Origin of the sequence: Paracoccus caeni (assembly GCF_016629665.1) — a bacterium.
Taxonomy (GTDB): domain Bacteria; phylum Pseudomonadota; class Alphaproteobacteria; order Rhodobacterales; family Rhodobacteraceae; genus Paracoccus; species Paracoccus caeni.
In genome coordinates this window covers 35,975-56,194 of sequence record NZ_JAEPRQ010000006.1, presented here as the reverse complement: position 1 = coordinate 56,194, position 20,220 = coordinate 35,975, and the positions used below count along the sequence as shown (strand labels likewise).

General features: G+C 63.3%; 16 protein-coding genes. 11 read left to right on the top strand and 5 right to left on the bottom strand.

The genetic code is table 11. The features are described from left to right. Nucleotides 1–8 precede the first annotated feature (8 nt). Entirely contained in the window at nt 9–2,189 is a 2,181-nt protein-coding gene (locus JJJ17_RS14855) for a YjbH domain-containing protein (RefSeq protein ID WP_234464136.1), read from the top strand. Further along, nucleotides 2,186–2,860 carry a YjbF family lipoprotein gene (locus JJJ17_RS14850; protein ID WP_200687792.1) on the top strand — a complete coding sequence of 225 codons (675 nt, stop codon included), beginning with the start codon at nt 2,186–2,188 and terminating at the stop codon, nt 2,858–2,860. Before JJJ17_RS14855 ends, JJJ17_RS14850 begins: the two co-directional genes overlap by 4 nt. Nucleotides 2,861–2,912: 52 nt before the next feature. Here the strand turns inward: JJJ17_RS14850 and ccmE are convergent, their stop codons facing one another. The 3 genes from ccmE to JJJ17_RS14835 all read right to left on the bottom strand — a co-directional run bounded on the left by ccmE (nt 2,913) and on the right by JJJ17_RS14835 (nt 7,648). Continuing rightward, nucleotides 2,913–3,362, bottom strand: coding sequence for a cytochrome c maturation protein CcmE (gene ccmE / locus JJJ17_RS14845; protein WP_200687790.1), 450 nt, complete (start codon nt 3,360–3,362; stop codon nt 2,913–2,915). Nucleotides 3,363–3,380: 18 nt separating this feature from the next. Beyond that, complete coding sequence (locus JJJ17_RS14840; protein WP_200687788.1) at nt 3,381–4,193, bottom strand: glutamate racemase; 813 nt, start codon at nt 4,191–4,193, stop codon at nt 3,381–3,383. A gap of 65 nt (nt 4,194–4,258) precedes the next feature. Then, the gene (locus JJJ17_RS14835; protein ID WP_200687786.1) at nt 4,259–7,648 is read right to left on the bottom strand and encodes an indolepyruvate ferredoxin oxidoreductase family protein; all 3,390 of its coding nucleotides are present in this window, start codon (nt 7,646–7,648) and stop codon (nt 4,259–4,261) included. A gap of 161 nt (nt 7,649–7,809) precedes the next feature. On the opposite strand from JJJ17_RS14835, the gene JJJ17_RS14830 reads away from it, so the two are divergent. The 6 genes from JJJ17_RS14830 (at nt 7,810) to JJJ17_RS14805 (ending at nt 14,183) form a co-directional block, all read left to right on the top strand. Next, entirely contained in the window at nt 7,810–8,715 is a 906-nt protein-coding gene (locus JJJ17_RS14830; RefSeq protein ID WP_200687784.1) for a LysR family transcriptional regulator, read from the top strand. Between the two features lie 455 nt (nt 8,716–9,170). Then, entirely contained in the window at nt 9,171–9,713 is a 543-nt protein-coding gene (locus JJJ17_RS14825) for an RNA 2'-phosphotransferase (protein ID WP_200687782.1), read from the top strand. A 172-nt stretch (nt 9,714–9,885) separates the two neighbouring features. Then, nucleotides 9,886–12,066 (top strand): phosphoribosylformylglycinamidine synthase subunit PurL, encoded by a 2,181-nt coding sequence (gene purL, locus JJJ17_RS14820; protein ID WP_200687780.1) that lies wholly within the window; start codon nt 9,886–9,888, stop codon nt 12,064–12,066. Next, on the top strand, nt 12,063–13,211 hold the full coding sequence (locus JJJ17_RS14815; RefSeq protein WP_200687778.1) for a bifunctional 2-C-methyl-D-erythritol 4-phosphate cytidylyltransferase/2-C-methyl-D-erythritol 2,4-cyclodiphosphate synthase: 1,149 nt from the start codon (nt 12,063–12,065) through the stop codon (nt 13,209–13,211). Before purL ends, JJJ17_RS14815 begins: the two co-directional genes overlap by 4 nt. A gap of 1 nt (nt 13,212) precedes the next feature. Then, a complete protein-coding gene (locus tag JJJ17_RS14810; protein ID WP_407673369.1) occupies nt 13,213–13,716 on the top strand; it encodes a phosphatidylglycerophosphatase A family protein in 504 nt (167 codons plus the stop codon). Further along, nucleotides 13,713–14,183 carry a CinA family protein gene (locus JJJ17_RS14805; RefSeq protein WP_200687776.1) on the top strand — a complete coding sequence of 157 codons (471 nt, stop codon included), beginning with the start codon at nt 13,713–13,715 and terminating at the stop codon, nt 14,181–14,183. Before JJJ17_RS14810 ends, JJJ17_RS14805 begins: the two co-directional genes overlap by 4 nt. A gap of 30 nt (nt 14,184–14,213) precedes the next feature. Here JJJ17_RS14805 and JJJ17_RS14800 read toward each other — a convergent pair whose 3' ends face one another. Then, nucleotides 14,214–15,092, bottom strand: coding sequence for a LysR family transcriptional regulator (locus tag JJJ17_RS14800; RefSeq protein WP_200687774.1), 879 nt, complete (start codon nt 15,090–15,092; stop codon nt 14,214–14,216). A 95-nt stretch (nt 15,093–15,187) separates the two neighbouring features. On the opposite strand from JJJ17_RS14800, the gene metE reads away from it, so the two are divergent. Then, nucleotides 15,188–17,467, top strand: coding sequence for a 5-methyltetrahydropteroyltriglutamate--homocysteine S-methyltransferase (gene metE / locus JJJ17_RS14795; protein ID WP_200687772.1), 2,280 nt, complete (start codon nt 15,188–15,190; stop codon nt 17,465–17,467). A 133-nt stretch (nt 17,468–17,600) separates the two neighbouring features. Beyond that, the gene (locus JJJ17_RS14790) at nt 17,601–18,083 is read left to right on the top strand and encodes a DUF2867 domain-containing protein (RefSeq protein WP_200687770.1); all 483 of its coding nucleotides are present in this window, start codon (nt 17,601–17,603) and stop codon (nt 18,081–18,083) included. Nucleotides 18,084–18,089: 6 nt separating this feature from the next. Here JJJ17_RS14790 and JJJ17_RS14785 read toward each other — a convergent pair whose 3' ends face one another. After that, nucleotides 18,090–18,764, bottom strand: coding sequence for an HAD hydrolase-like protein (locus JJJ17_RS14785; protein WP_200687769.1), 675 nt, complete (start codon nt 18,762–18,764; stop codon nt 18,090–18,092). Nucleotides 18,765–18,877: 113 nt separating this feature from the next. Between JJJ17_RS14785 and glmU the strand changes: the two genes are divergently transcribed. Then, entirely contained in the window at nt 18,878–20,218 is a 1,341-nt protein-coding gene (gene glmU, locus JJJ17_RS14780; RefSeq protein ID WP_200687768.1) for a bifunctional UDP-N-acetylglucosamine diphosphorylase/glucosamine-1-phosphate N-acetyltransferase GlmU, read from the top strand. Nucleotides 20,219–20,220: the final 2 nt, after the last annotated feature.

Here is a 20,220-nt window from a genome sequence, read left to right as displayed (position 1 = left end):
GCCGATCCATGTTAATCAGACGCCTGATGGCGACGACCTTGCCCGCCGCCTTGCTGATGGGCTCGGTGACATCGACCGCCTTGGCCGAACCGATGTATGGCCGCAACTGGTCCACCTATGGCCTGCCCGGCGGTATCGACACGCCCACTGCCGAGACGCTGCCCGACGGCACACTTGGCGCGACCGTGTCATGGTCCGACTATGGCCGCCGCAGCAGCGTGGTCTTTCAGGCCTTTCCCCGGCTGACCACCGTTCTGCGCTATTCGCGGGTCGATGGGATCAACGATTACCGCAACGACGGCTATATCTCGGACCGTTCGTTCGATCTGCGCTTTCAGGTGCTGGACGAACAGGGCTGGCGGCCCGCCGTGGCCGTCGGGCTTCAGGATTTCATGGGGACCGGGGTTTATTCAGGCGAATATATTGTCGCCACCAAGACGGTCACGCCTTCGGTGCGGGTCTCGGCGGGGATCGGCTGGGGCACGCTGGCTGGCAAGCCGCGCACCATCGATGCAAGGGATGAGGGCGGCACGCCCAATGTCGATGACTGGTTCCGGGGCGATGCAAAGCCCTTCGCCTCGGTCAGTTGGCAGGTGAACGACAAGCTGAGCCTTGTCGCCGAATATTCGAACGAGACCTATCAGACCTTCTACAGCGACCGCTCTGAACCGGCGCAGCAGGGCGATGAAGAGCCCGGCAGCAATCTGAACCTTGCCGCTTATTATCAGCTTGGCCGGAACTATCAGGTCGGGCTTTACACCATTGGTGGCGAGACCTTCGGCGCGCAATTCACCGTGGCGCTGAACCCGCGTGAGGCGACCTATCCGTCGGGGCTGGAAAAGGCCCCTGCCCCGGTTCGTCCGCGCCCCGCGCCCAGTGCCGACCCCGAAGGTTGGTCCGGCCAATGGGCACAGGATCCGACCGCGCAACCCGCGATCCAGACCGCGCTTGGCGATGCGATGGCCAAGGAAGGTCAGGTGCTGGAATCGATGGCGCTGACCGGCAACCGGGCCGAGGTGCGAATTCGCAATCAGCGCTATATCAATCAGTCCGAGGCGATCGGGCGCACCGCGCGCCTGATGACCCGCGCTTTGCCGCCTTCGGTCGAGACGCTGGTGATCACCTCGACCGCCGATGGCGTGCCGACATCCTCGGTGACGCTGCGCCGGTCCGATGTGGAACGGCTGGAAAATACCGAGGCCGGGCAGATTGCCGCCGCATCGGTGCTGTCCGACGCGCCTGCCTCTGCCCCCGGTCTGGTGCGCAGCCCCGAGACCTATCCGCGCTTCCAATGGGCGCTTAAGCCCTACGTCGATCTGGGCATCTTCAGCGCCGAGGACGGCCTGACCCATGAGGTCGGCGCCGAGGCGCGGGCCAGCTATGAAATCGCGCCGGGCCTGATCCTGACCGGGGCGCTGCGTCAGCGGGCCTTTGGCGATATCAGCCAGCGCGGGCCGGGCATTCCGGGTCAGCGCGGCGAGCATTACACCGCCGAGGAATATCTGGCCGATCCGAGCCTCGAAACCACGCCCGAGGGTCTGCCCCGCGTGCGGTCGGATACGCGGATGTATACCGGCAACAGCGATCCGGTGATCCCGGAACTGACGCTGGCATGGTATGCCAAGCCCACGCCGACCGTTTATACCCGCGTGACCACGGGTCTGCTTGAACGCGCCTATGGCGGTGTCTCGGGCGAGGTGCTGTGGAAGCCGGTCAATTCGCCGCTGGCCTTTGGCGCGGAAATCAACCGGGTGAAGAAGCGCGACTTCGACCAGCTTTTCGACTTCCGCGATTACGAGGTCACGATGGGCCATGTCTCGGCCTATTACGAATTTGCGGATGGCTTCACCGCGCAGCTTGATGTCGGCAAATATCTGGCCGGGGACAAGGGCGCGACCCTGACCCTGACCCGCGAATTCGCCAATGGCTGGCGGATCGGAGCCTATGCGACCAAGACCGATCTCAGCGCCGAGGAATTCGGCGAAGGCAGCTTTGACAAGGGTGTGACCCTGTCGATCCCGCTGGGCTGGGCCACCGGTCAGCCCTCGCGTGAGCGGGTCACTACCACGCTGCGGTCGCTGTCGCGTGACGGCGGTGCGCAGTTGAATGTCAACGGGCGTCTCTATGACCGTGTCCGGGACAGCCATTCGGTCAAACTTTACGAAGGCTGGGGGAGGTTCTGGCGATGACGACGGCACGGAATTTCGCATTGGCGACGGCAATGCTGGGCGCGCTGGCCGCCTGCAGCGGTGGATCGCATCAGGGTGAAGGCGATCAGGGCGGCGTGTTCGGCGCCCTTGGTCAGGTGGCAGGTCAGGTCGTCGCGGAACGGCGCGGCGGCGGTGAAGCGCCTGCCGAGACTGCCGCGCCGAAATCGCCCCAGGAAGCCGCCGCCGAGGCGCTTCGGGTCAATCAGGGGCCGCTGATCCAGGCCGGGTTTGAATCGCTGAACCGGACGCAGGTGATGGCGATGACCGGGCAGAATGGCGCGCTACGGACCTATATGACGCCGGCCGAGGAAGCGCTGATCCTGCGCGGCGGCATGCTGGTCGGGACGCGCGGGCTGGGCAATGACCTGTCGGTCGCCGAGCCGCAGACCGAAGGGCTGATCCGCGCGGGTGCGTCGGGCAGCGGGCAGCGGGTCATGCGCTATTTCAGCGGCGACGGGCTGGAACGCCCGCTGCAATTCGCCTGCACGGTCGGCGCGGGTCCCAATCCGGGCGTGATCGTCGAGAATTGCGAAGGCCACGGCGCGACGTTCCAGAACAGCTATATGGTTCAGGGCGGCCAGATCGCGGTGTCGCGGCAATGGATTGGCCCGGCTTTGGGCTATGTGACCATCCAGACGCTGCGCCCCTGAGACGAAATAGAGCGGAAGGGCGGCACGGGTCGCCCTTCCGCCCCCCTTTGGCCTAGCCGTTTTCTTCCTGCCAGAGCCCGCTTTCCTTCAGCGTATCGACGACCTCGCGGGGCATATAGGTTTCGTCGTGTTTGGCCAGCAGATCGACCGCCTCGAAGCGGCCATTGCGGAAATGGCCCTTGGCGATAGTGCCCTGCCCTTCGGAAAACAGATCGGGGCGCGGGTCGCGGCCAAGATAGCTGACCGCGATTTCCTGCGCGCCGTCGGTGATGACGAAATCGAACTGCACCCCGTCGCGGCCCACGATAGAGCCTTCCTTTACCAGCCCGCCCAGCTGAAAATATTCATCCGGGTCGGGCGTCTGCGCCGCCACCTGCGAGGGCGAGCGATAAAGGTTGATGCCGTCCCTGAAACCATAGCCGATCAACCCGACCGACAGAAGCAGCGCGACCGAGGCCACCAGAATAATCTGGATACGGCGGCGCTTCTTCAGGGATTTCATACCGGCCATCGTTCCGCCTCAGGCCGCCTCGAAATGGATCGGACGGCGCAGGAATTGCGTGGCCTTGCCGGAAACGCGCACCGGATCGCCGGTGGTCAGGCATTTCGATTCCGTGCCGTTGCCCAGAAATTCCGGGTGCCGCGTCAGGTAGTCGGACAGGCTCTCGGCCACCAGACCGGCCTGACTGAAGACCTTCACCTCGGGGCCAAGCGCGCGCTGAAACGCCTCTTCGACCAGCGGATAATGGGTGCAGCCCAGAATTGCCGCCTCGGGGTAAGGCATCCGGCGCATCAGCGCCTCGACATGGCTGGTGACCAGCGCTTCGGCCAAAATCTCGTCCCCCTGCTCGATCGCGTCCACGACGCCGCCACAGGGTTGCGCCTCGACATCGACGCCCACGGCACGGAAGGCCAGTTCGCGCTGAAAGGCCCGGCTGGCGACTGTCGCTGGCGTCGCGAACAAGGCTACATGCTTGACCGCGACTTCCCGAGGCGGCGAATTGTCGCCCCAACGACGTTCAGTCAGCGCCTCGATCATCGGCACGAAAACGCCAAGCACGCGCTTGTCGGCGGGCAGCCACTTTTCCTGTATCCGCTTCAGCGCGGCGGCAGAGGCGGTGTTGCAGGCAAGGATCACCAGATCGCAGCCTTCGGCCCAAAGCCGCTCGACCCCGGCGCAGGTCAGTTCAAAGATATCGTCGGGCGTCCGCACCCCGTAAGGGGCGTGGGCATTGTCGCCCAGATAGACCAGCGGCAGATCGGGCAGCCGGGCGGCAATGGCCTGATGCACCGTCAGCCCGCCCAAGCCGGAATCGAAAACGCCTACCGCCATTGTGATGCTCCTTCACCCTCAGGCAGTTCTTCTAGGACGGCCTGAGGGATTTGGAAATAAGAACATCACTCGGCGGCTTCACGCATCGGTGCGCCCCCGGCACGGAATTGCGCCAGAAGCTCTGCCCGGCGCTCTGCCGCGCGGTCGGCGGCCTCGTCCTTGACCGGGCCAAAGCCGCGCACGGTCAACGGCAGTTCCGCCAGTTCGATGGCGATCGGCATGGTCGCATCGGTCAGACCTGCAAGGATTTCGCGCATATCGCCTTCGTATTCGGTGATCATCGCGCGTTCGCGACGACGCTCTGCCGAATAGCAGAACGGGTCCAGCGGCGTGCCGCGCAATCCCTTCATCGCCGCCAGCACCCGGAACGCCTTCAGCATCCACGGCCCGAATTCGCGCTTCTTCGGACGGCCATTCGCATCCTTACCGGTCAGCATCGGCGGCGCGAGGTGCAGGGACAGTTTCGTGTCCCCTTCCCACTGAGCCGCGATCTGTTCGGCGGTGGTCAGATGCAGCCGCGCGACCTCGTATTCGTCCTTGTAGGCGAGAAGTTTGTAATAGCCGCGCGCGACGCTTTCCCGCAGCGGTTTCGGCGCCTGATCGACCAGCTTGCGGAACCGTTTCGACAGCCGCTTGCCCTGATAGCCGATCAGGCGAGCGGCGCGGTATTCGACCGGATCGGGCGGCAGTTGCGTCACCTCGGCCGGTTTGCGGGTCTGTTCGGGGAAGGCCATGGCCCAGCGACCAATGGCAAAGGCGCGCTGGTTTTCCTCGACCTTCGCGCCATTCAGACGGATCGCCTCCATGATCGCGTCAAAGCTCAGCGGGATCAGGCCGCACTGCCAGCAGGCGCCCAGAACCAGCATGTTCGAATAGATCGAGTCGCCCAGCATCCGTTGCGCCAGATCATTGGCGTCGAAGAAGGCGGATTTGTCGCCAAGACGCGCTTCCAGCGACAGGCGCAGACGGTCGGATGGCACCTGAAAATCGCGGAACCGGGTGAAATCGCCGGTGACGATCTCGTGGTCGTTGACGACCGCGCCAGTGCGGCCCTTGGTCATCAGGCCGACGGTCTTTGCCCCCGCCGTCACCACAAGATCGCCGCCGATGACGCAATCGGCCTCGCCCACGGCGACGCGGATGGCGCTGATATCCTCGGGGCGGTTGGCCAGACGCAGGTGGATATGGACCGCGCCACCCTTCTGAGCCAGCCCGGCCATTTCCATCATCCCCGCGCCCTTGCCGTCGATATGCGCGGCCTGCGCCAGCACCGCGCCGATGGTCACGACGCCGGTGCCGCCAACGCCGGTGATGACGACGTTATGGGTGCCGGTGATCGCGGGCAGCATGGGTGCGGGCAGGTCGGGCAGATCGAACGCCTCGGCCTTGGGCTTTCGCAATTTGCCGCCCCGGACCGAGACGAAGCTGGGGCAGAACCCCTTCACGCAGGAATAATCCTTGTTGCAGCTTGACTGCTCGATCTGGCGCTTGCGGCCCAGTTCGGTGTCCAGCGGCACGATCGAGACGCAGTTCGACTGCACCCCACAGTCGCCGCAGCCCTCGCAGACATCAGGGTTGATCCAGACACGGCGGTCGGGATCGGGGAATTGACCCTTCTTGCGGCGGCGGCGTTTCTCGGCGGCGCAGGTCTGGATATAAAGGATGGCGCTGACGCCTTCACCCTGCTCCAGATCCTTCTGGACGTTGTCCATCTGGTCGCGTTCCTCGAACCGCAGGCCGGTGGGGAACAGCTTCGGGTCCACGTCCTCTTTCTCGTCATGGACCACGACAAGGGGTTTGACGCCCATCGCCACCAGTTCCCGCGCGATCTGCTGGGCGGTCAGCCCGCCTTCGTTCGGCTGACCGCCGGTCATGGCGACGGCGTCGTTGAACAGGATTTTGTAGGTGATGTTGGTCCCCGCCGCGATGGCCGCGCGGATCGCCAGTGAGCCCGAGTGATTATAGGTGCCGTCACCGAGGTTCTGGAACACATGCGGGCGTTTGCTGAACGGCGCTTCGCCGACCCAGTTGACGCCCTCAGCCCCCATATGGGTGTAACCGCTGGTCTCGCGGCCCATCCATTGCACCATGTAGTGACAGCCGATCCCGGCATAGGCGCGGCTACCCTCGGGCAGTTTGGTCGAGGTATTGTGTGGACAGCCCGAGCAGAACCACGGCGTCCGGGTCACGATCTCGGGGGCGTTGTCGTTGCGCAGCACATCGTTCAGGCGGTCCAGCCCGGCCTTGATATGTTCGGTGCCGCGACCTTCCTCGATCAGGATCGCGCCGATCTTCTGCGCGATCATTACCGGGTCCAGCGCAAGACGGGTCGGGAACAGCTCTTCGCCGGTGCGGTCATGCTTCCAGCCATGAACGCGGCGCCCGTGGCGGTTGTCGAAAATCGCTTCCTTCAACTGCACCTCAATCAGCTTGCGCTTTTCCTCGACGCAGATGATCAGGTCCAGATTTTCGGACCATTCCTGCATGGACTTCATGTCCAGGGGCCAGGTCTGTCCGACCTTGTAGGTGGTCAGGCCCAGCCGCTCGGCCTCGGCCTCATCGATGCCCAGAAGCGACAGGGCATGGACCAGATCCAGCCAGTTCTTGCCCGCCGCGACAAAGCCGATCTTGGCGCCGGACTTGCCCCAGACCTTGCGATCCAGACGGTTCGCGCGGCTGAACGCCTCGGCCGCCCAGCGTTTGTAATCGATCATCCGCGCTTCCTGCGCGACCGGCGTGTCGCCCAGACGAATGTTCAGCCCACCTTCCGGCATGCGGAAATCGGGGGTGACGAATTGCAGCCGGAACGGATCGCCATTGACGACCGAGGTTGCCTCGACCGTGTCCTTCATCGTCTTGAGGCCGGTCCAGACGCCCGCAAACCGCGACAGCGCAAAGCCGTAAAGCCCGAAATCAAGGATTTCCTGCACACCAGCGGGCGACAGGACCGGAATATAGGCGTCGATCATCGCCCAGTCGGACTGATGCAGCACCGACGAGCTTTCGCCGGTATGGTCGTCGCCCATCGCCATGACGACACCGCCATGTTTCGACGAACCCGCCATATTGGCATGGCGCATCACATCGCCGCTGCGGTCCACGCCCGGCCCCTTGCCATACCAAAGCCCGAAAACGCCGTCATATTTGCCTTCGCCGCGAAGCTCTGCCTGCTGCGCGCCCCAAAGAGAGGTCGCCGCAAGATCCTCGTTCAGCCCTGGCTGAAACAGCACATTCGCCGCCGACAGTCGCTTCTGTTCGCGCGCCATCTGCAGATCGACCGCCCCAAGCGGCGAGCCGCGATAACCGGTCACAAAGCCTGCCGTATTCAGCCCGACCTGTTGGTCCCGTGCCGCCTGCATCAGCATCAACCGCACCAATGCCTGCGTCCCGTTCAAAAGAACGTGTGACTTTGTCAGGTCAAAACGATCGGCTAGCGAGAATTCTTGCTTGCTCATCCTATTCCCCTCCTGCACCTAAAGGCGCCGGCTCACATTATAGGTCAGATATGCTGACCGATGAAGTGAAAAATCGGTAATTTTGCCCGGCTTGCCGGAATCACGTAATCGGGTTAGGTCTGCAAAAAACGCATGGCTGACCTGTTAGGATTGTAACAGCAATGGACTGGGACAAGCTCAGAATCTTTCACGCGGTCGCCGATGCAGGGAGTCTGACCCATGCCGGCGATACGCTGCACCTGTCGCAATCTGCCGTCAGTCGGCAGATTCGGGCGCTTGAGGAATCGCTTGGCTCGACCCTTTTCCACCGCCATGCGCGTGGACTGATTCTCACCGAACAGGGCGAATTGCTGTTCGAGGCGACTTCGTCCATGGCCCGCAAACTGGACGGGGCGGCTGCGCGTATCCGCGACAGCGAAGAGCATGTCTTCGGCGAATTGAAGGTCACGACGACCGTGGGCTTCGGCACCCTGTGGCTGGCACCGCGTCTGGTCAAACTTTACGAGAAATATCCCGACCTGAAGATCGACCTGATGCTGGAAGAGCGGGTTTTGGACCTGCCGATGCGCGAAGCCGACGTGGCGATCCGCATGAAAGAGCCAAGCCAGTCCGATCTGATCCGCCGCAGGCTGCTGAACATCCGGATGCGGATGTATGCGACGCAGGAATATCTGGACCATGCCGGAATGCCGCAGACGATGGCCGATCTGTCGGCCCACCGGCTGATCTGTCAGAAGCCCGATCAGCCGCAGGTGGCGGCAGGCGCGCGTCTGGTGCAAGAGATACTGGCCCAGAACGTCGCCTCGACGCTGACGGTGAACAACTATTTCGGCGTGCTGCAGGGCGTTCTGGCCAATGTCGGCATCGGCATTCTGCCGAACTACCTGACCGCCGATCACGACCGTCTGGTCCGTGTCCTGCCCGACAAGGATTCGGGAGAGGTGCCGGTCTTCCTCGCCTACCCGGAAGAGTTGCGCCAAACCCGCCGCGTTGCCGTTTTCCGCGATTTCGTGCTGGAGGAAATCCAGGCCTATCGCCGGATGCAATCGGACGCCCTTGGGGGCTGAACTGATAGCGCAAACGCTGCGGCACGGCATGACGGCGGAAATCCGCCTGCAATGCCTGAAATTCAAGCACTATTTTAGCTGAAATCAACCTATACGTGTAGCCATTCAGCCACTGCATAGCAGCATTGCTGCGAACGCAGCCTATCGCCCCTTGATCCGTTCGCATCCTGCCCATAAATCAAGCGTCGAAGGCGATGGTGCGCGCAAGCGTTAATCACCTTCTACCTCCCTGTTGGACTTAGGCCGGGCTTAATGCCCGGCTCTTTTTTTGTCCAAAATGGTGTGGCGTGGTTTTGCCTGCTTTGCACAGCCCGACCCTGCCCTTCTCCTACCTGCCGGGCCAGGTCTTCCGCACCACAAGATCACGCGAACCCAGAACGACTATTGATGTGCTGCGGATCACAGAGGAAACTCCGCGAGAGATTTTCCTCAGATTGAGATTTCGAAGCATCATTATGGCAAAGACATCGAAGGATGACAGCAAGCTCCTGTCGCTCGTGTTGCGGCACAGCCCCGAGCGCGCGCATGTTACACTTGGTCCCGGCGGTTGGGTCAGCGTGACCGAGTTGCTGGCTGGGCTGGAAAAGGCCGGGCATCCGCTCAACATCGATCAACTGCATCAGATCGTCGCCGAGAGCGACAAGAAACGCTTCACGATCTCCGAAGATGGAAAGCAGATCAGGGCCGCGCAGGGCCATTCTGTCGCGGTGGACCTTGGCCTTGAACCGACGACCCCGCCTGCGATCCTCTGGCACGGCACGGCGGTGAACAATCTCGACCAGATCATGGCAGAGGGTCTGCACCCCCGCTCCCGCCAGCATGTTCATCTGTCAGCCGATCTGGAAACCACGCTGAAGGTGGGCCAACGCCACGGCAAGCCGGTGGCGCTGCAAATCGACGCCGCAGCCATGCATCGTGCCGGTCTTGTGTTCTGGCAGGCGGACAACCGGGTCTGGCTGACCGATCACGTGCCGCCAACCTTCATCTCGCGGCCATAATCTCTGCCGCCATTGGGGAACATGTTCGCGGCCTCGCCTCGCTTCGCCACCTCTCGACACAAGCGATCCAGACCATCTTGACGGCAGAACCCATGGATTCTGACGCCAACCCTTCCAATGCTCGCTGAACCGCCATAAAAGGCGGCTGATTCACGCAGAGGAAGGGCTCATCATGCAGGAACCGACGATCACCCCGGACCTGATCGCCGCGCACGGATTGAAGCCCGACGAATACGACCGCATCCTTGAGATCATCGGACGCGAGCCCTCGTTCACCGAACTGGGCATCTTCTCGGCGATGTGGAACGAGCATTGTTCCTATAAATCCTCGAAGAAATGGCTGCGCACGCTGCCGACCGAAGGCCCGCAAGTGATCTGCGGACCGGGTGAGAATGCGGGCGTGGTCGATATCGGCGACGGGCAGGCCGTGGTCTTCAAGATGGAGAGCCACAACCACCCTTCCTATATCGAGCCGCATCAGGGCGCTGCGACCGGCGTTGGCGGCATCCTGCGCGATGTCTTCACCATGGGCGCGCGGCCGATTGCGGCGATGGATGCGCTTAGCTTTGGTCGCCCCGAACATCCCAAGACCCCGCATCTGGTGAAGGGCGTGGTTGAGGGCATCGGCGCCTATGGCAACGCTTTCGGCGTCCCGAATGTCGGCGGCGAGGTGCGTTTTCACCGCTCTTATGACGGCAACTGCCTTGTGAACGCCTTCGCGGCGGGTCTGGCGGATGCCGACAAGATTTTCTATTCGGCCGCGTCGGGCATCGGCATGCCGGTGGTTTATCTGGGCGCCAAGACCGGCCGCGACGGCGTCGGCGGCGCGACCATGGCCAGCGCCGAATTCGACGACACGATCGAGGAAAAGCGCCCCACCGTTCAGGTCGGCGACCCCTTTACCGAAAAATGCCTGTTGGAAGCCTGTCTGGAACTGATGAAAACCGACAGCGTGATTTCCATTCAGGATATGGGCGCGGCAGGGCTGACCTGCTCGGCGGTCGAGATGGGCGACAAGGGTGGCCTTGGCATTCAGTTGATCCTCGACAATGTGCCGCAGCGCGAAACCAACATGACCGCATACGAAATGATGCTCTCCGAGTCTCAGGAACGCATGCTGATGGTCCTGAAGCCGGAGAAAGAGGCCGAGGCGCGGGCGATCTTTGAAAAGTGGGATCTCGATTTCGCCATCGTCGGTGAAACCATCGCCGAAGATCGCTTCCTGATCCTGCACGGCAATGAGGTGAAGGCCGATCTGCCGCTGTCGAAGCTGTCCTCCAGCGCGCCGGAATATGACCGGCCCTGGGTTGAAACGCCTGCTGCGGATGCGGCCCCGGCCCTGCCCCCGATCACGCCCATCGACGCTCTGCGTGCACTGATCGGCAGCCCGAACTACGCCCACAAGTCATGGGTCTGGGAGCAATACGACACCCAGGTCGGTGCCGACACGATCCGCCGCCCCGGCATGGGTGCGGGTGTGGTCCGCGTCCACGGCACCAACAAGGCGCTGGCTTTCACCAGCGACGTGACCCCGCGCTACGTCAAGGCGAACCCGTTCGAAGGCGGCAAACAGGCGGTGGCCGAAGCCTATCGCAACCTCTGCGCCGTCGGTGCGCTGCCCCTTGCCACCACCGATAACCTGAATTTCGGCAATCCCGAAAAGCCCGAAATCATGGGTCAGCTTGTCGGCGCGATCAAAGGCATCGGCGAAGCGTGCCGGGCACTGGATTTCCCGATCGTCTCGGGCAATGTCTCGCTTTACAATGAAACCGACGGCAAGGGCATTCTGCCCACTCCGACCATCGGCGGCGTCGGCCTGATCGACGACCTCGATAATCTGATCGCGGGCCTGCCGGAAGAAGGCGACGTTGCCATCGTCATCGGCGAGACGAAGGGCCACCTTGCCCAATCCGCACTGGCCTCTGAGGCTTTCGGGATCGAAACCGGCGACGCCCCCTATGTCGATCTGGCAGCCGAGCGTCGCAATGGCGAGTTTCTGCGCGCCCATCGCGGCTCGGTTAAATCGGCGACCGATCTTGCCGATGGCGGGCTGGCGCTGGCCGCGTTTGAAATGGCCGAAGCGGCAGGCACCGGCCTGCGCCTGCTGTCTGACGATATCGCCCAGCTTTTCGGCGAGGATCAGGCCCGCTATCTGGTCGCCTGCGACGCCGCCGGGGCCGAAGCGCTTCTGGCCGCCGCTGAAAAGGCTGGCGTTCCGGCCCGGCAAGTCGGCAGCTTCGGCGGGCTTGCTGTGCAGTTTGGCGAGGATGCAGGCGATCTGGCGGAACTGTCGCAGCTTTACCGCACCGCCTTCAGCAAGGCGATCAAGGGCGACACGCCGGATCACGCATGACCATCCGCGCGCCTGCGGGCTACGCTGCCATCGTCACGGCAGCAGGTCGCGGCAACCGCGCGGGCGGCGGCATCCCGAAGCAATGGCGCGAGCTGAAAGGCCGCAGCATCCTTGCCCGGGCACTCGACGCCTTCGCGGGGTTCGAGCGGGTGATCCTCGTCGTCCATCCCGATGACATGGCCCGCGCCATCGTTGATTTCGCCGGTCCCGTCACCATCATCACCGGCGGCGAGACCCGCGCCGCCTCGGTCCGCGCAGCGCTGGACACGCTGGAAGGCAGCGGCATCACCCATGTGCTGATCCATGACGGCGCACGTCCTCTGGTCAGCGATGCGGTCATTCAAGGCGTCATCGACGCACTGCAATCCGGCGCAAAAGCCGCCGCCCCCGCACTTCCCGTCACCGACGCCCTTTGGCGCGGCGAAGATGGCCATGTGACCGCAACCGCGCCCCGTGACGGCCTCTTCCGCGCACAAACCCCTCAGGGCTTCTTCTTCACGCAAATATCCACAGCGCACCGGCTTCACCCCGGCGATGCCGCCGATGATGTGGAACTGGCGCTGAAATCCGGCATCCGGGTTGCCATCACGCCGGGCAGCGAGGACAATCTGAAAATCACCTGGCCCGAGGATTTCCAACGGGCCGAGAAACTACTGGAGACGCGCATGGACATTCGCATGGGCAACGGCTTCGATGTCCACGCCTTCGGGCCGGGCGATCACGTCTGGCTATGCGGTATCCGTATCCCGCACGAAGCTGGTCTGGTCGGCCATTCCGATGCCGATGTCGGTATGCATGCCCTGACCGATGCGATCTATGGCGCGCTGGCCGAAGGCGATATCGGCCGCCATTTCCCGCCCTCCGACCCGCAATGGAAGGGCGCCGACAGCTCGATCTTCCTGAAACATGCCGTTGAACTTGCTTCAGAAAAAGGCTTCGGTTTCGGCAATGTCGATGTCACGCTGATCTGCGAATATCCGAAGATCGGCCCGCATGCCGCCGCCATGCAGGCGCGGTTGGCCGAGATTACCGGCATCGATCCCGACCGGATCAGCGTCAAGGCGACGACCTCGGAACGGCTGGGCTTTACCGGGCGTGGTGAGGGGATTGCCTCGATTGCCACTGTCGCGCTGATGAAAGGCTGAGATGATGGAGAAACTTCTCTGCACATGGTTCGGCGCAGGACTTTTGAAGCCCGCCCCAGGCACATGGGGTTCGGCGGTGGCGATTGCGCTTGGCATCGGCATCTACCGGCTTGGACATTTCCCGGCGCTGGCGATTGCGACGGTTCTGGTGACGCTGGCAGGCTTCTGGGCAATCCCGCGCTATACCGCAGGCATGGTCGATCCCGACGCCAGCCACATCGTCATCGACGAAGTGGCGGGGCAATGGCTGGCGCTGTGTTTTCCGGCCTTCGCCTTCTGGATGCGCGGGATGCCCGCGTCGGATTTCCCCTATCCGGCTTGGGTCGCGGCCTTTGTTTTCTTCAGGCTTTTCGACATCTGGAAACCGTGGCTGATCGGTATCGCCGACCGTGAGGGCGGCGTTTCCGGGGTGATGAAGGATGATCTTTGGGCCGGGCTTTTCGCCGGGGTCGCGGTGATCGCGACCGGCATCGCCTTTCACGCGATCATTGCGGTGACGCGATGAGCCTTGCCGCCGATGTTCTGGATGCCGCCCGCGCCAGAGGCGTGCTGATCTCGACCGCCGAAAGCTGCACCGGCGGGCTGATCATCGGCGCGCTGACAGAAATCCCCGGCTCTTCGGATGCTGTGGATCGCGGTTTCATCACCTATTCGAACAATGCGAAAGTCCAGATGATCGGCGTAAGCGCCGAAATCATAAAGACCTTCGGCGCGGTCAGCGAAGAAGTTGCGGCACAGATGGCCTCGGGCGCGCTGAAGGGATCGGACGCCGGTATCGCGGTGGCTGTCACGGGGATCGCAGGACCGGGCGGGTCCGAGCATAAGCCCGAGGGGCGGGTCTGCTTCGGGATCGCGCAGCCTTTCGGGGTCACGACCGAGACCATCGAGTTCGGCGCGATCGGCCGCGGGAATGTGCGCGCGGCGACGGTCGAACATGCGCTGCAACTGCTTCTGGATGCATTGCAAAAATAGCCGCGGAATGGCTATGCGTCTTGCCGGACCTTAGGCCCGCGTATTTCGTGCAAGCTCCAGAAAACCGGCGATATAGTCGATGCTTTCATCCCCCCGCCGCGTGCCCAGATGGATCGACTTGTCGATGCCCTCGCCAATCCGCACCCGACGGACCGGCAGGCCCGCACCCTCTTCCAGCAACAGCCAATCCGGCACCGCGCTGACCCCGCGCCCCGAGGCAACCAGTTGCAGCATCATATCGGTTGTCTCAACCGTGCGATGGCGGCGCGGCAGGCAGTTTCCGGGGACCAGAAAGCGGGTGAAAATGTCCAGACGCGCAGGCTCGACCGGATAGGTGATCAGCGTCTCGGTGGTCAGGTCCGAAGGCGTCGCCACCTCGCCCATCGCATGATCCTGCGGCACGGCAAGCACCAGTTCATAGTCGAAAACCGGATGATAGCTGATCCCCGGCAGATCCAGCGGATCGGGAGTGATCAGCAGGTCGATTTCGTGCCCCAGAAGCGCGGCGATACCGCCAAAGCGAAAGGCGCTGCGCAGGTCCAGATCGACGTCGGGCCAGGCCGCCAGATAAGGCGCGACGACCCGCATCAGCCATTGCTGACAGGGGTGACATTCCATCCCCGCGCGCAGGGCGCCGCGCTGTCCTTGGGCGAAATCCGCCAGAACCCTTTCGGCATGGTCGATCTGCGGCAGAACGCGCTGCGCCAGCGCCAGCAGATATTCCCCCGCCTGCGTCAGCCGCAGCCCCCGCCCCTCTTTCTGCCAGACGGCGACACCGTGGCGTTCCTCGAACTTGCGCATCGTGTGGCTGACTGCCGATTGCGTCAGGTTCAGCTTTTCGGCGGCGGCGGTGACGCTGCCCAGACGGTCCACCTCGCGCAGGATGGACAGGTGCTGACGATCCAGCATGTATGATCCTCATTCATTGGTCGATGAGAACTTACCATTTCCGTTCATGCCCCGCCATGCCTATCACCGATCTTGACGCAGAGAGGAGGCACGACATGGCACAATCAGCAAACCTTGGCTTTCCGCGCATCGGCGCGCGGCGAGAGTTGAAAACCGCGCTGGAGCTGCACTGGAAAGGCCAGACCGATGCCGGGGCTTTGGAAGCCGAGGCGAAGGCGCTTCGTGCCCGCCACTGGCATGCGCAGCGTGATGCCGGGATCGAGGTGATTCCGTCGAACGATTTCTCGCTCTACGATCATGTGCTTGATACGACTTGCCTTCTTGGTGCGGTGCCACGCCGTTTCGGCCCAACCGCCGGGCCGGTTTCGACCGCGCAGTATTTCGCGATGGCGCGTGGTTCTGCGGATGCCCCGGCGATGGAAATGACCAAGTGGCTGGACACCAATTACCACTATATCGTGCCTGAATTCGAGGAAGGTCAAAGCTTCCATCTGGCCTGTCTGAAACCTGTCGAGCACTTCATCGAGGCCCGCGAACAGGGCATCCACACCCGCCCGGTTCTGCTTGGCCCGGTCACATGGCTTTCCTTTGGCAAGGCCAAGACCGAGGGGCTGGACCCGCTGTCGCTGCTGCCCGCGATCCTGCCGATCTATGCGCAGATCCTGCGCAGGCTGGCCGATGAAGGGGCCGATTGGGTGCAGATCGATGAGCCGGTTCTGGTCACCGACCTGTCCGATGCGCAGCGCCGGGCGTTGACATCGGCCTATACCGAGTTGGCACAGCATGGGCCAAAGCTGCTGGTTGCCAGCTATTTCGGCGCGCTGGACGACAATCTGGATCTGGCTTTGTCGCTGCCGGTCGCCGGTCTGCATGCCGATCTGGTCCGCGCGCCCGAACAGCTTCAGGCGCTGCTGGCATGGGGCACCGACAAGCTGCTGTCGCTGGGCCTGATCGATGGCCGCAATATCTGGAAGGCCGATCTGGGTGCCGCATTGGCGAATGCCGAAAAGGCCGCCGCCGTGCTTGGCTCGAACCGTATCCAGATTGCGCCGTCCTGTTCGCTTCTGCATGTGCCAGTCGATCTGGCGCAGGAAGAGGAACTGGGTGCCGAGTTGAAAAACTGGCTGGCCTTCGCCCATCAGAAGCTGGCCGAGATCACCACCCTGACCCGCGCCATCAACGACGGCAAGGCCGCCGTGGCCGATCTTCTGTCCCAGAACGCCAAGGCCATCGAAAGCCGCCGCACGTCGCCCCGCATTCACGATCCGGTGGTGAAGGCGCGCGAGGCCAAGGTGACCGAGGATGATCTGCGCCGCCGGTCGTCCTATCCGCACCGTCGCGTGGCCCAGACTGCGCGACTGAACCTGCCTGCCTTGCCGACCACCACCATCGGGTCGTTCCCGCAAACCGGCGATGTCCGCCGCGCCCGCGCCGATCACCGCAAGGGGCTATTGTCGGATGCCGAATACGACCAGTTCCTGAAGGACCGGACCAAGGATTGCATTCGCCGTCAGGAAACCCTTGGCCTTGACGTTTTGGTGCATGGCGAGTTCGAGCGGAACGACATGGTCGAATATTTCGGCGAGCAATTGTCGGGCTTTGCCTTCACCCGGCTTGGCTGGGTGCAGTCCTATGGCTCGCGCTGCGTGAAGCCGCCGGTGATCTTCGGCGATGTGTCGCGCCCTGCTCCGATGACCGTGGCATGGACCGAATATGCGCAATCGCTGACCGACAAGCCGGTCAAGGGGATGCTGACCGGGCCGGTGACGATCCTGCAATGGTCCTTCGTGCGCGACGATCAGCCCCGCGCGCAGACCTGCCGTCAGATCGCTCTGGCGATCCGCGACGAGGTGGCCGATCTGGAAGCCGCAGGCATCGCCGCGATCCAGATCGACGAGCCCGCGTTGCGCGAAGGTCTTCCGCTGCGCCGCAAGGAATGGGATGCCTATCTGCAATGGGCGGTCGATGCGTTCCGTCTGTCGTCCAGCCCGGTTCGCGACGACACCCAGATCCACACCCATATGTGCTATTCTGAATTCAACGACATCATGCCGTCAATTGCGGCACTTGATGCCGACGTGATCTCGATCGAGACCTCGCGATCGGATATGGAATTGCTGAACGTTTTCAGCGATTTCGACTATCCGAACCAGATCGGTCCGGGGGTCTGGGACATCCACTCGCCGCGGGTGCCATCGGACGTGGAGTTCGCGAAGCTGCTGGACAAGGCGGCGGCGGTGATCCCGGCGAACCGTCTGTGGGTGAACCCCGATTGCGGGCTGAAAACCCGCGGCTGGCCGGAGGTCGAGGCATCGCTGAAGCACATGGTCGATGCGGCGACAAAGCTGCGCGCGACCGAACTGGCCGAGGCCTGAACGACAATGGCGGTGCCCGTCTGAAAGATGGGCGCCCGTCACGCTGCGACATGACGGCGCGGCCCTGCATCATCGCTTTGGCGGCATCGCGATTGCCGCTATGATCGCGCCACCGATCCTTGCGAGGTGCGCCATGACCCCTGCGATCCCGACCATCCGACCGTTTCCCGAACTGGACTATTATGACAGCCGCTCGGTCCTGTTGCCCGTCGCGGTATCGCCCATCGAGGCGTGGAACCTGCTGATGGCCCAACCGCAGCCCGTCCTGCGGCTGGCATTTCGGATTCGCGATGCCATCTCGGCGCGGTTCGGGGCAAATCGCGTCGGCGGGTTCACCGACAACCCTCGGAAAGACCTGACGGCAGGCGACCGGCTGGACTTCTTCACCGTCGAGGCGGCGCGGCCCGATGCGCTGGTGCTGACCGCAAGGGACAGCCATCTGGATGTGATGACCACGATCACCACGGCGGGACGAAAACTGACCGTCACGGCCTCGGTGGTGACGCATAACAGCTTCGGGCGCGCCTATATGCTGGTGGTCGGTCCCGCACATAAGCTGATCGTCGCGGTCATGTTGCGCAAGTTGCGGCTTGCGCTGAAGCCCGACCCGGCCTGAGACCGTTCAGGCCAGCCATTCCCGCGCCAAGGCGGGCAAATCGTCGAAATGGGCCAGCAACGCCTCGGGCGCGAGGCGCGAGATCGCCTCGCCTTCCGGGCCAAAGCTGACCATCGCCACCGGCACCCCGGCCGCAGCGGCGGTCTTGCGGTCGGTTTCGGTGTCGCCGACGAGGAAGGATTGCGAAACCGCGCCCCCCGCTGCTTCGACAGCCGCACGATAGGGCCGCGGATCGGGCTTGCGCACCGGCAGGGTGTCCGCGCCGATCAAACCACCGAACCAATGCCTTACGCCAAGTTCCTCCAGCAGAACATCGGCCAGTTTCTCGGGTTTGTTGGTGCAGACGGTCAGCAGAAAGCCGTCGCGCTGCAATTCGGACAGCGCCGCCTCGACGCCCGGATAAAGGCGGGTATGCAGCGCGATATTCGCGCCGTAATAGTCCAGAAGGCGCGGATAATCCTCATCCTCGACACCGGGCGGCAGCAGGGTATCCGCACCGATCCGGCCATAGCCTGCGCGCAGCATCGCCCGGCCACCATGAAAGGCGATCAGCGCATCCGCGACCGGGTCCAGAAGCGGGCCAAGGCCGCGTGCCTCGAAACAGGCATTGGCCGAGGCGATCAGATCGCCCGATGTATCGGCAAGCGTGCCATCAAGGTCGAAAACGACTGTTCTGCTCATGCCTTACGCTCCGCAATGATCCGACAACAAAGGTGATCGTTCTGGGCCTTCCCTGCCCGACCGTCCCCGATTAAAACGCCATGCGACAAAGGTGAACAGGCAAAGAGGCGGGCATGACGGACAATCCGGTAGCGGTGGTCATTCTGGCGGCGGGACAAGGCAGCCGGATGCAATCGGATCTGCCCAAGGTGCTGCACCGTCTGGGCGGCGTCCCCTTGGTCGGGCATGCGCTGGCCGTGGCCCGCACGCTGGAGCCGGAACAGGTGGTGGTCGTCGCCGGTCACGGGGCCGAGGCGGTGACGAAAGCCGTCGGCAAGCTGGACCCCGAGGCGCGGATCGTTCTGCAAACCGAACAGCTTGGCACCGGCCATGCCGTCCGCCAGACGCTGCCGGAACTTGAGGGTTTCGAGGGCAAGGTGATCGTCCTTTATGGCGACACCCCTTTCATTGGCGAGGATACGCTTGCCGCGTTGGCCTCGCATCATGCCGATGTGGTCGTGCTGGGCTTTGAGGCCGAAGATCCGGGCCGTTACGGGCGGCTGGTCGTCACCTCGCGGGGCTTGGAGAAGATCGTCGAATACAAGGACGCGGATGAGGCCACGCGAGAGATTGCGTTGTGCAATTCCGGGGTCATGGCGCTGGATGCAGGGCTTTTGCGACAGTTGATCGTGCGGCTGTCGAACGACAATGCCTCGGGTGAATATTATCTCACCGATCTGGTGGAACTGGCGCGGGCCGAGGGTCGCCGCGCCGATGTCGTCACCTGCGACGAGGCCGAGACGCTGGGCATCAACACCCGCACCGAACTGGCCGCCGCCGAAGCCGCATTCCAGAGCCGCGCCCGTGCGGCAGCGCTGGAGAATGGCGTCACGCTAAGCGATCCGGGCACGGTCTGGTTCGCACTCGACACCGCCATCGGGCGGGATGCGGTGATCGGGCAGAATGTGGTTTTCGGTCCGGGCGTCACGGTTGAATCGGGGGCCGAGATTCTGCCCTTCTGCCACCTTGAGGGCTGTCATGTCTCTTCCGGCGCGACGGTCGGTCCCTTCGCCCGGCTGCGTCCCGGTGCGGAACTGGGTGGCGATGTGCATGTGGGGAACTTCGTCGAAATCAAGAACTCGGTTCTGGATGAGGGCGTGAAGGTCGGCCATCTGACCTATCTGGGTGATGCGCAGATCGGCGAGCATACGAATATCGGCGCAGGCACGGTGACCTGCAATTACGACGGCGTTTCCAAGCACCGGACCACCATCGGCGCGCATGCCTTTATCGGCAGCGATACGATGCTGGTCGCGCCGGTGACGGTGGGGGCGGAAGCGGTGACCGGCTCTGGCTCGGTCATCACCGAGGATGTTCCCGATGGCGCCCTGGCGATCGGGCGGGCGCGGCAGGCGACGAAGCCGGGTCTTGGTGTGCGATTGATGCAGGCCTTGCGGGCCAAGAAGGGTAAATAGGA

Excerpts from the sequence above, each read along its gene's own strand:
- JJJ17_RS14855 (WP_234464136.1), top strand. The coding sequence starts at position 9 with ATGTTAATCAGACGCCTGATGGCGACGACCTTGCCCGCCGCCTTGCTG.
- JJJ17_RS14850 (WP_200687792.1), top strand. The coding sequence starts at position 2,186 with ATGACGACGGCACGGAATTTCGCATTGGCGACGGCAATGCTGGGCGCG.
- ccmE (WP_200687790.1), bottom strand. The coding sequence starts at position 3,362 with ATGAAATCCCTGAAGAAGCGCCGCCGTATCCAGATTATTCTGGTGGCC.
- JJJ17_RS14840 (WP_200687788.1), bottom strand. The coding sequence starts at position 4,193 with ATGGCGGTAGGCGTTTTCGATTCCGGCTTGGGCGGGCTGACGGTGCAT.
- JJJ17_RS14835 (WP_200687786.1), bottom strand. The coding sequence starts at position 7,648 with ATGAGCAAGCAAGAATTCTCGCTAGCCGATCGTTTTGACCTGACAAAG.
- JJJ17_RS14830 (WP_200687784.1), top strand. The coding sequence starts at position 7,810 with ATGGACTGGGACAAGCTCAGAATCTTTCACGCGGTCGCCGATGCAGGG.
- JJJ17_RS14825 (WP_200687782.1), top strand. The coding sequence starts at position 9,171 with ATGGCAAAGACATCGAAGGATGACAGCAAGCTCCTGTCGCTCGTGTTG.
- purL (WP_200687780.1), top strand. The coding sequence starts at position 9,886 with ATGCAGGAACCGACGATCACCCCGGACCTGATCGCCGCGCACGGATTG.
- JJJ17_RS14815 (WP_200687778.1), top strand. The coding sequence starts at position 12,063 with ATGACCATCCGCGCGCCTGCGGGCTACGCTGCCATCGTCACGGCAGCA.
- JJJ17_RS14810 (WP_407673369.1), top strand. The coding sequence starts at position 13,213 with ATGATGGAGAAACTTCTCTGCACATGGTTCGGCGCAGGACTTTTGAAG.
- JJJ17_RS14805 (WP_200687776.1), top strand. The coding sequence starts at position 13,713 with ATGAGCCTTGCCGCCGATGTTCTGGATGCCGCCCGCGCCAGAGGCGTG.
- JJJ17_RS14800 (WP_200687774.1), bottom strand. The coding sequence starts at position 15,092 with ATGCTGGATCGTCAGCACCTGTCCATCCTGCGCGAGGTGGACCGTCTG.
- metE (WP_200687772.1), top strand. The coding sequence starts at position 15,188 with ATGGCACAATCAGCAAACCTTGGCTTTCCGCGCATCGGCGCGCGGCGA.
- JJJ17_RS14790 (WP_200687770.1), top strand. The coding sequence starts at position 17,601 with ATGACCCCTGCGATCCCGACCATCCGACCGTTTCCCGAACTGGACTAT.
- JJJ17_RS14785 (WP_200687769.1), bottom strand. The coding sequence starts at position 18,764 with ATGAGCAGAACAGTCGTTTTCGACCTTGATGGCACGCTTGCCGATACA.
- glmU (WP_200687768.1), top strand. The coding sequence starts at position 18,878 with ATGACGGACAATCCGGTAGCGGTGGTCATTCTGGCGGCGGGACAAGGC.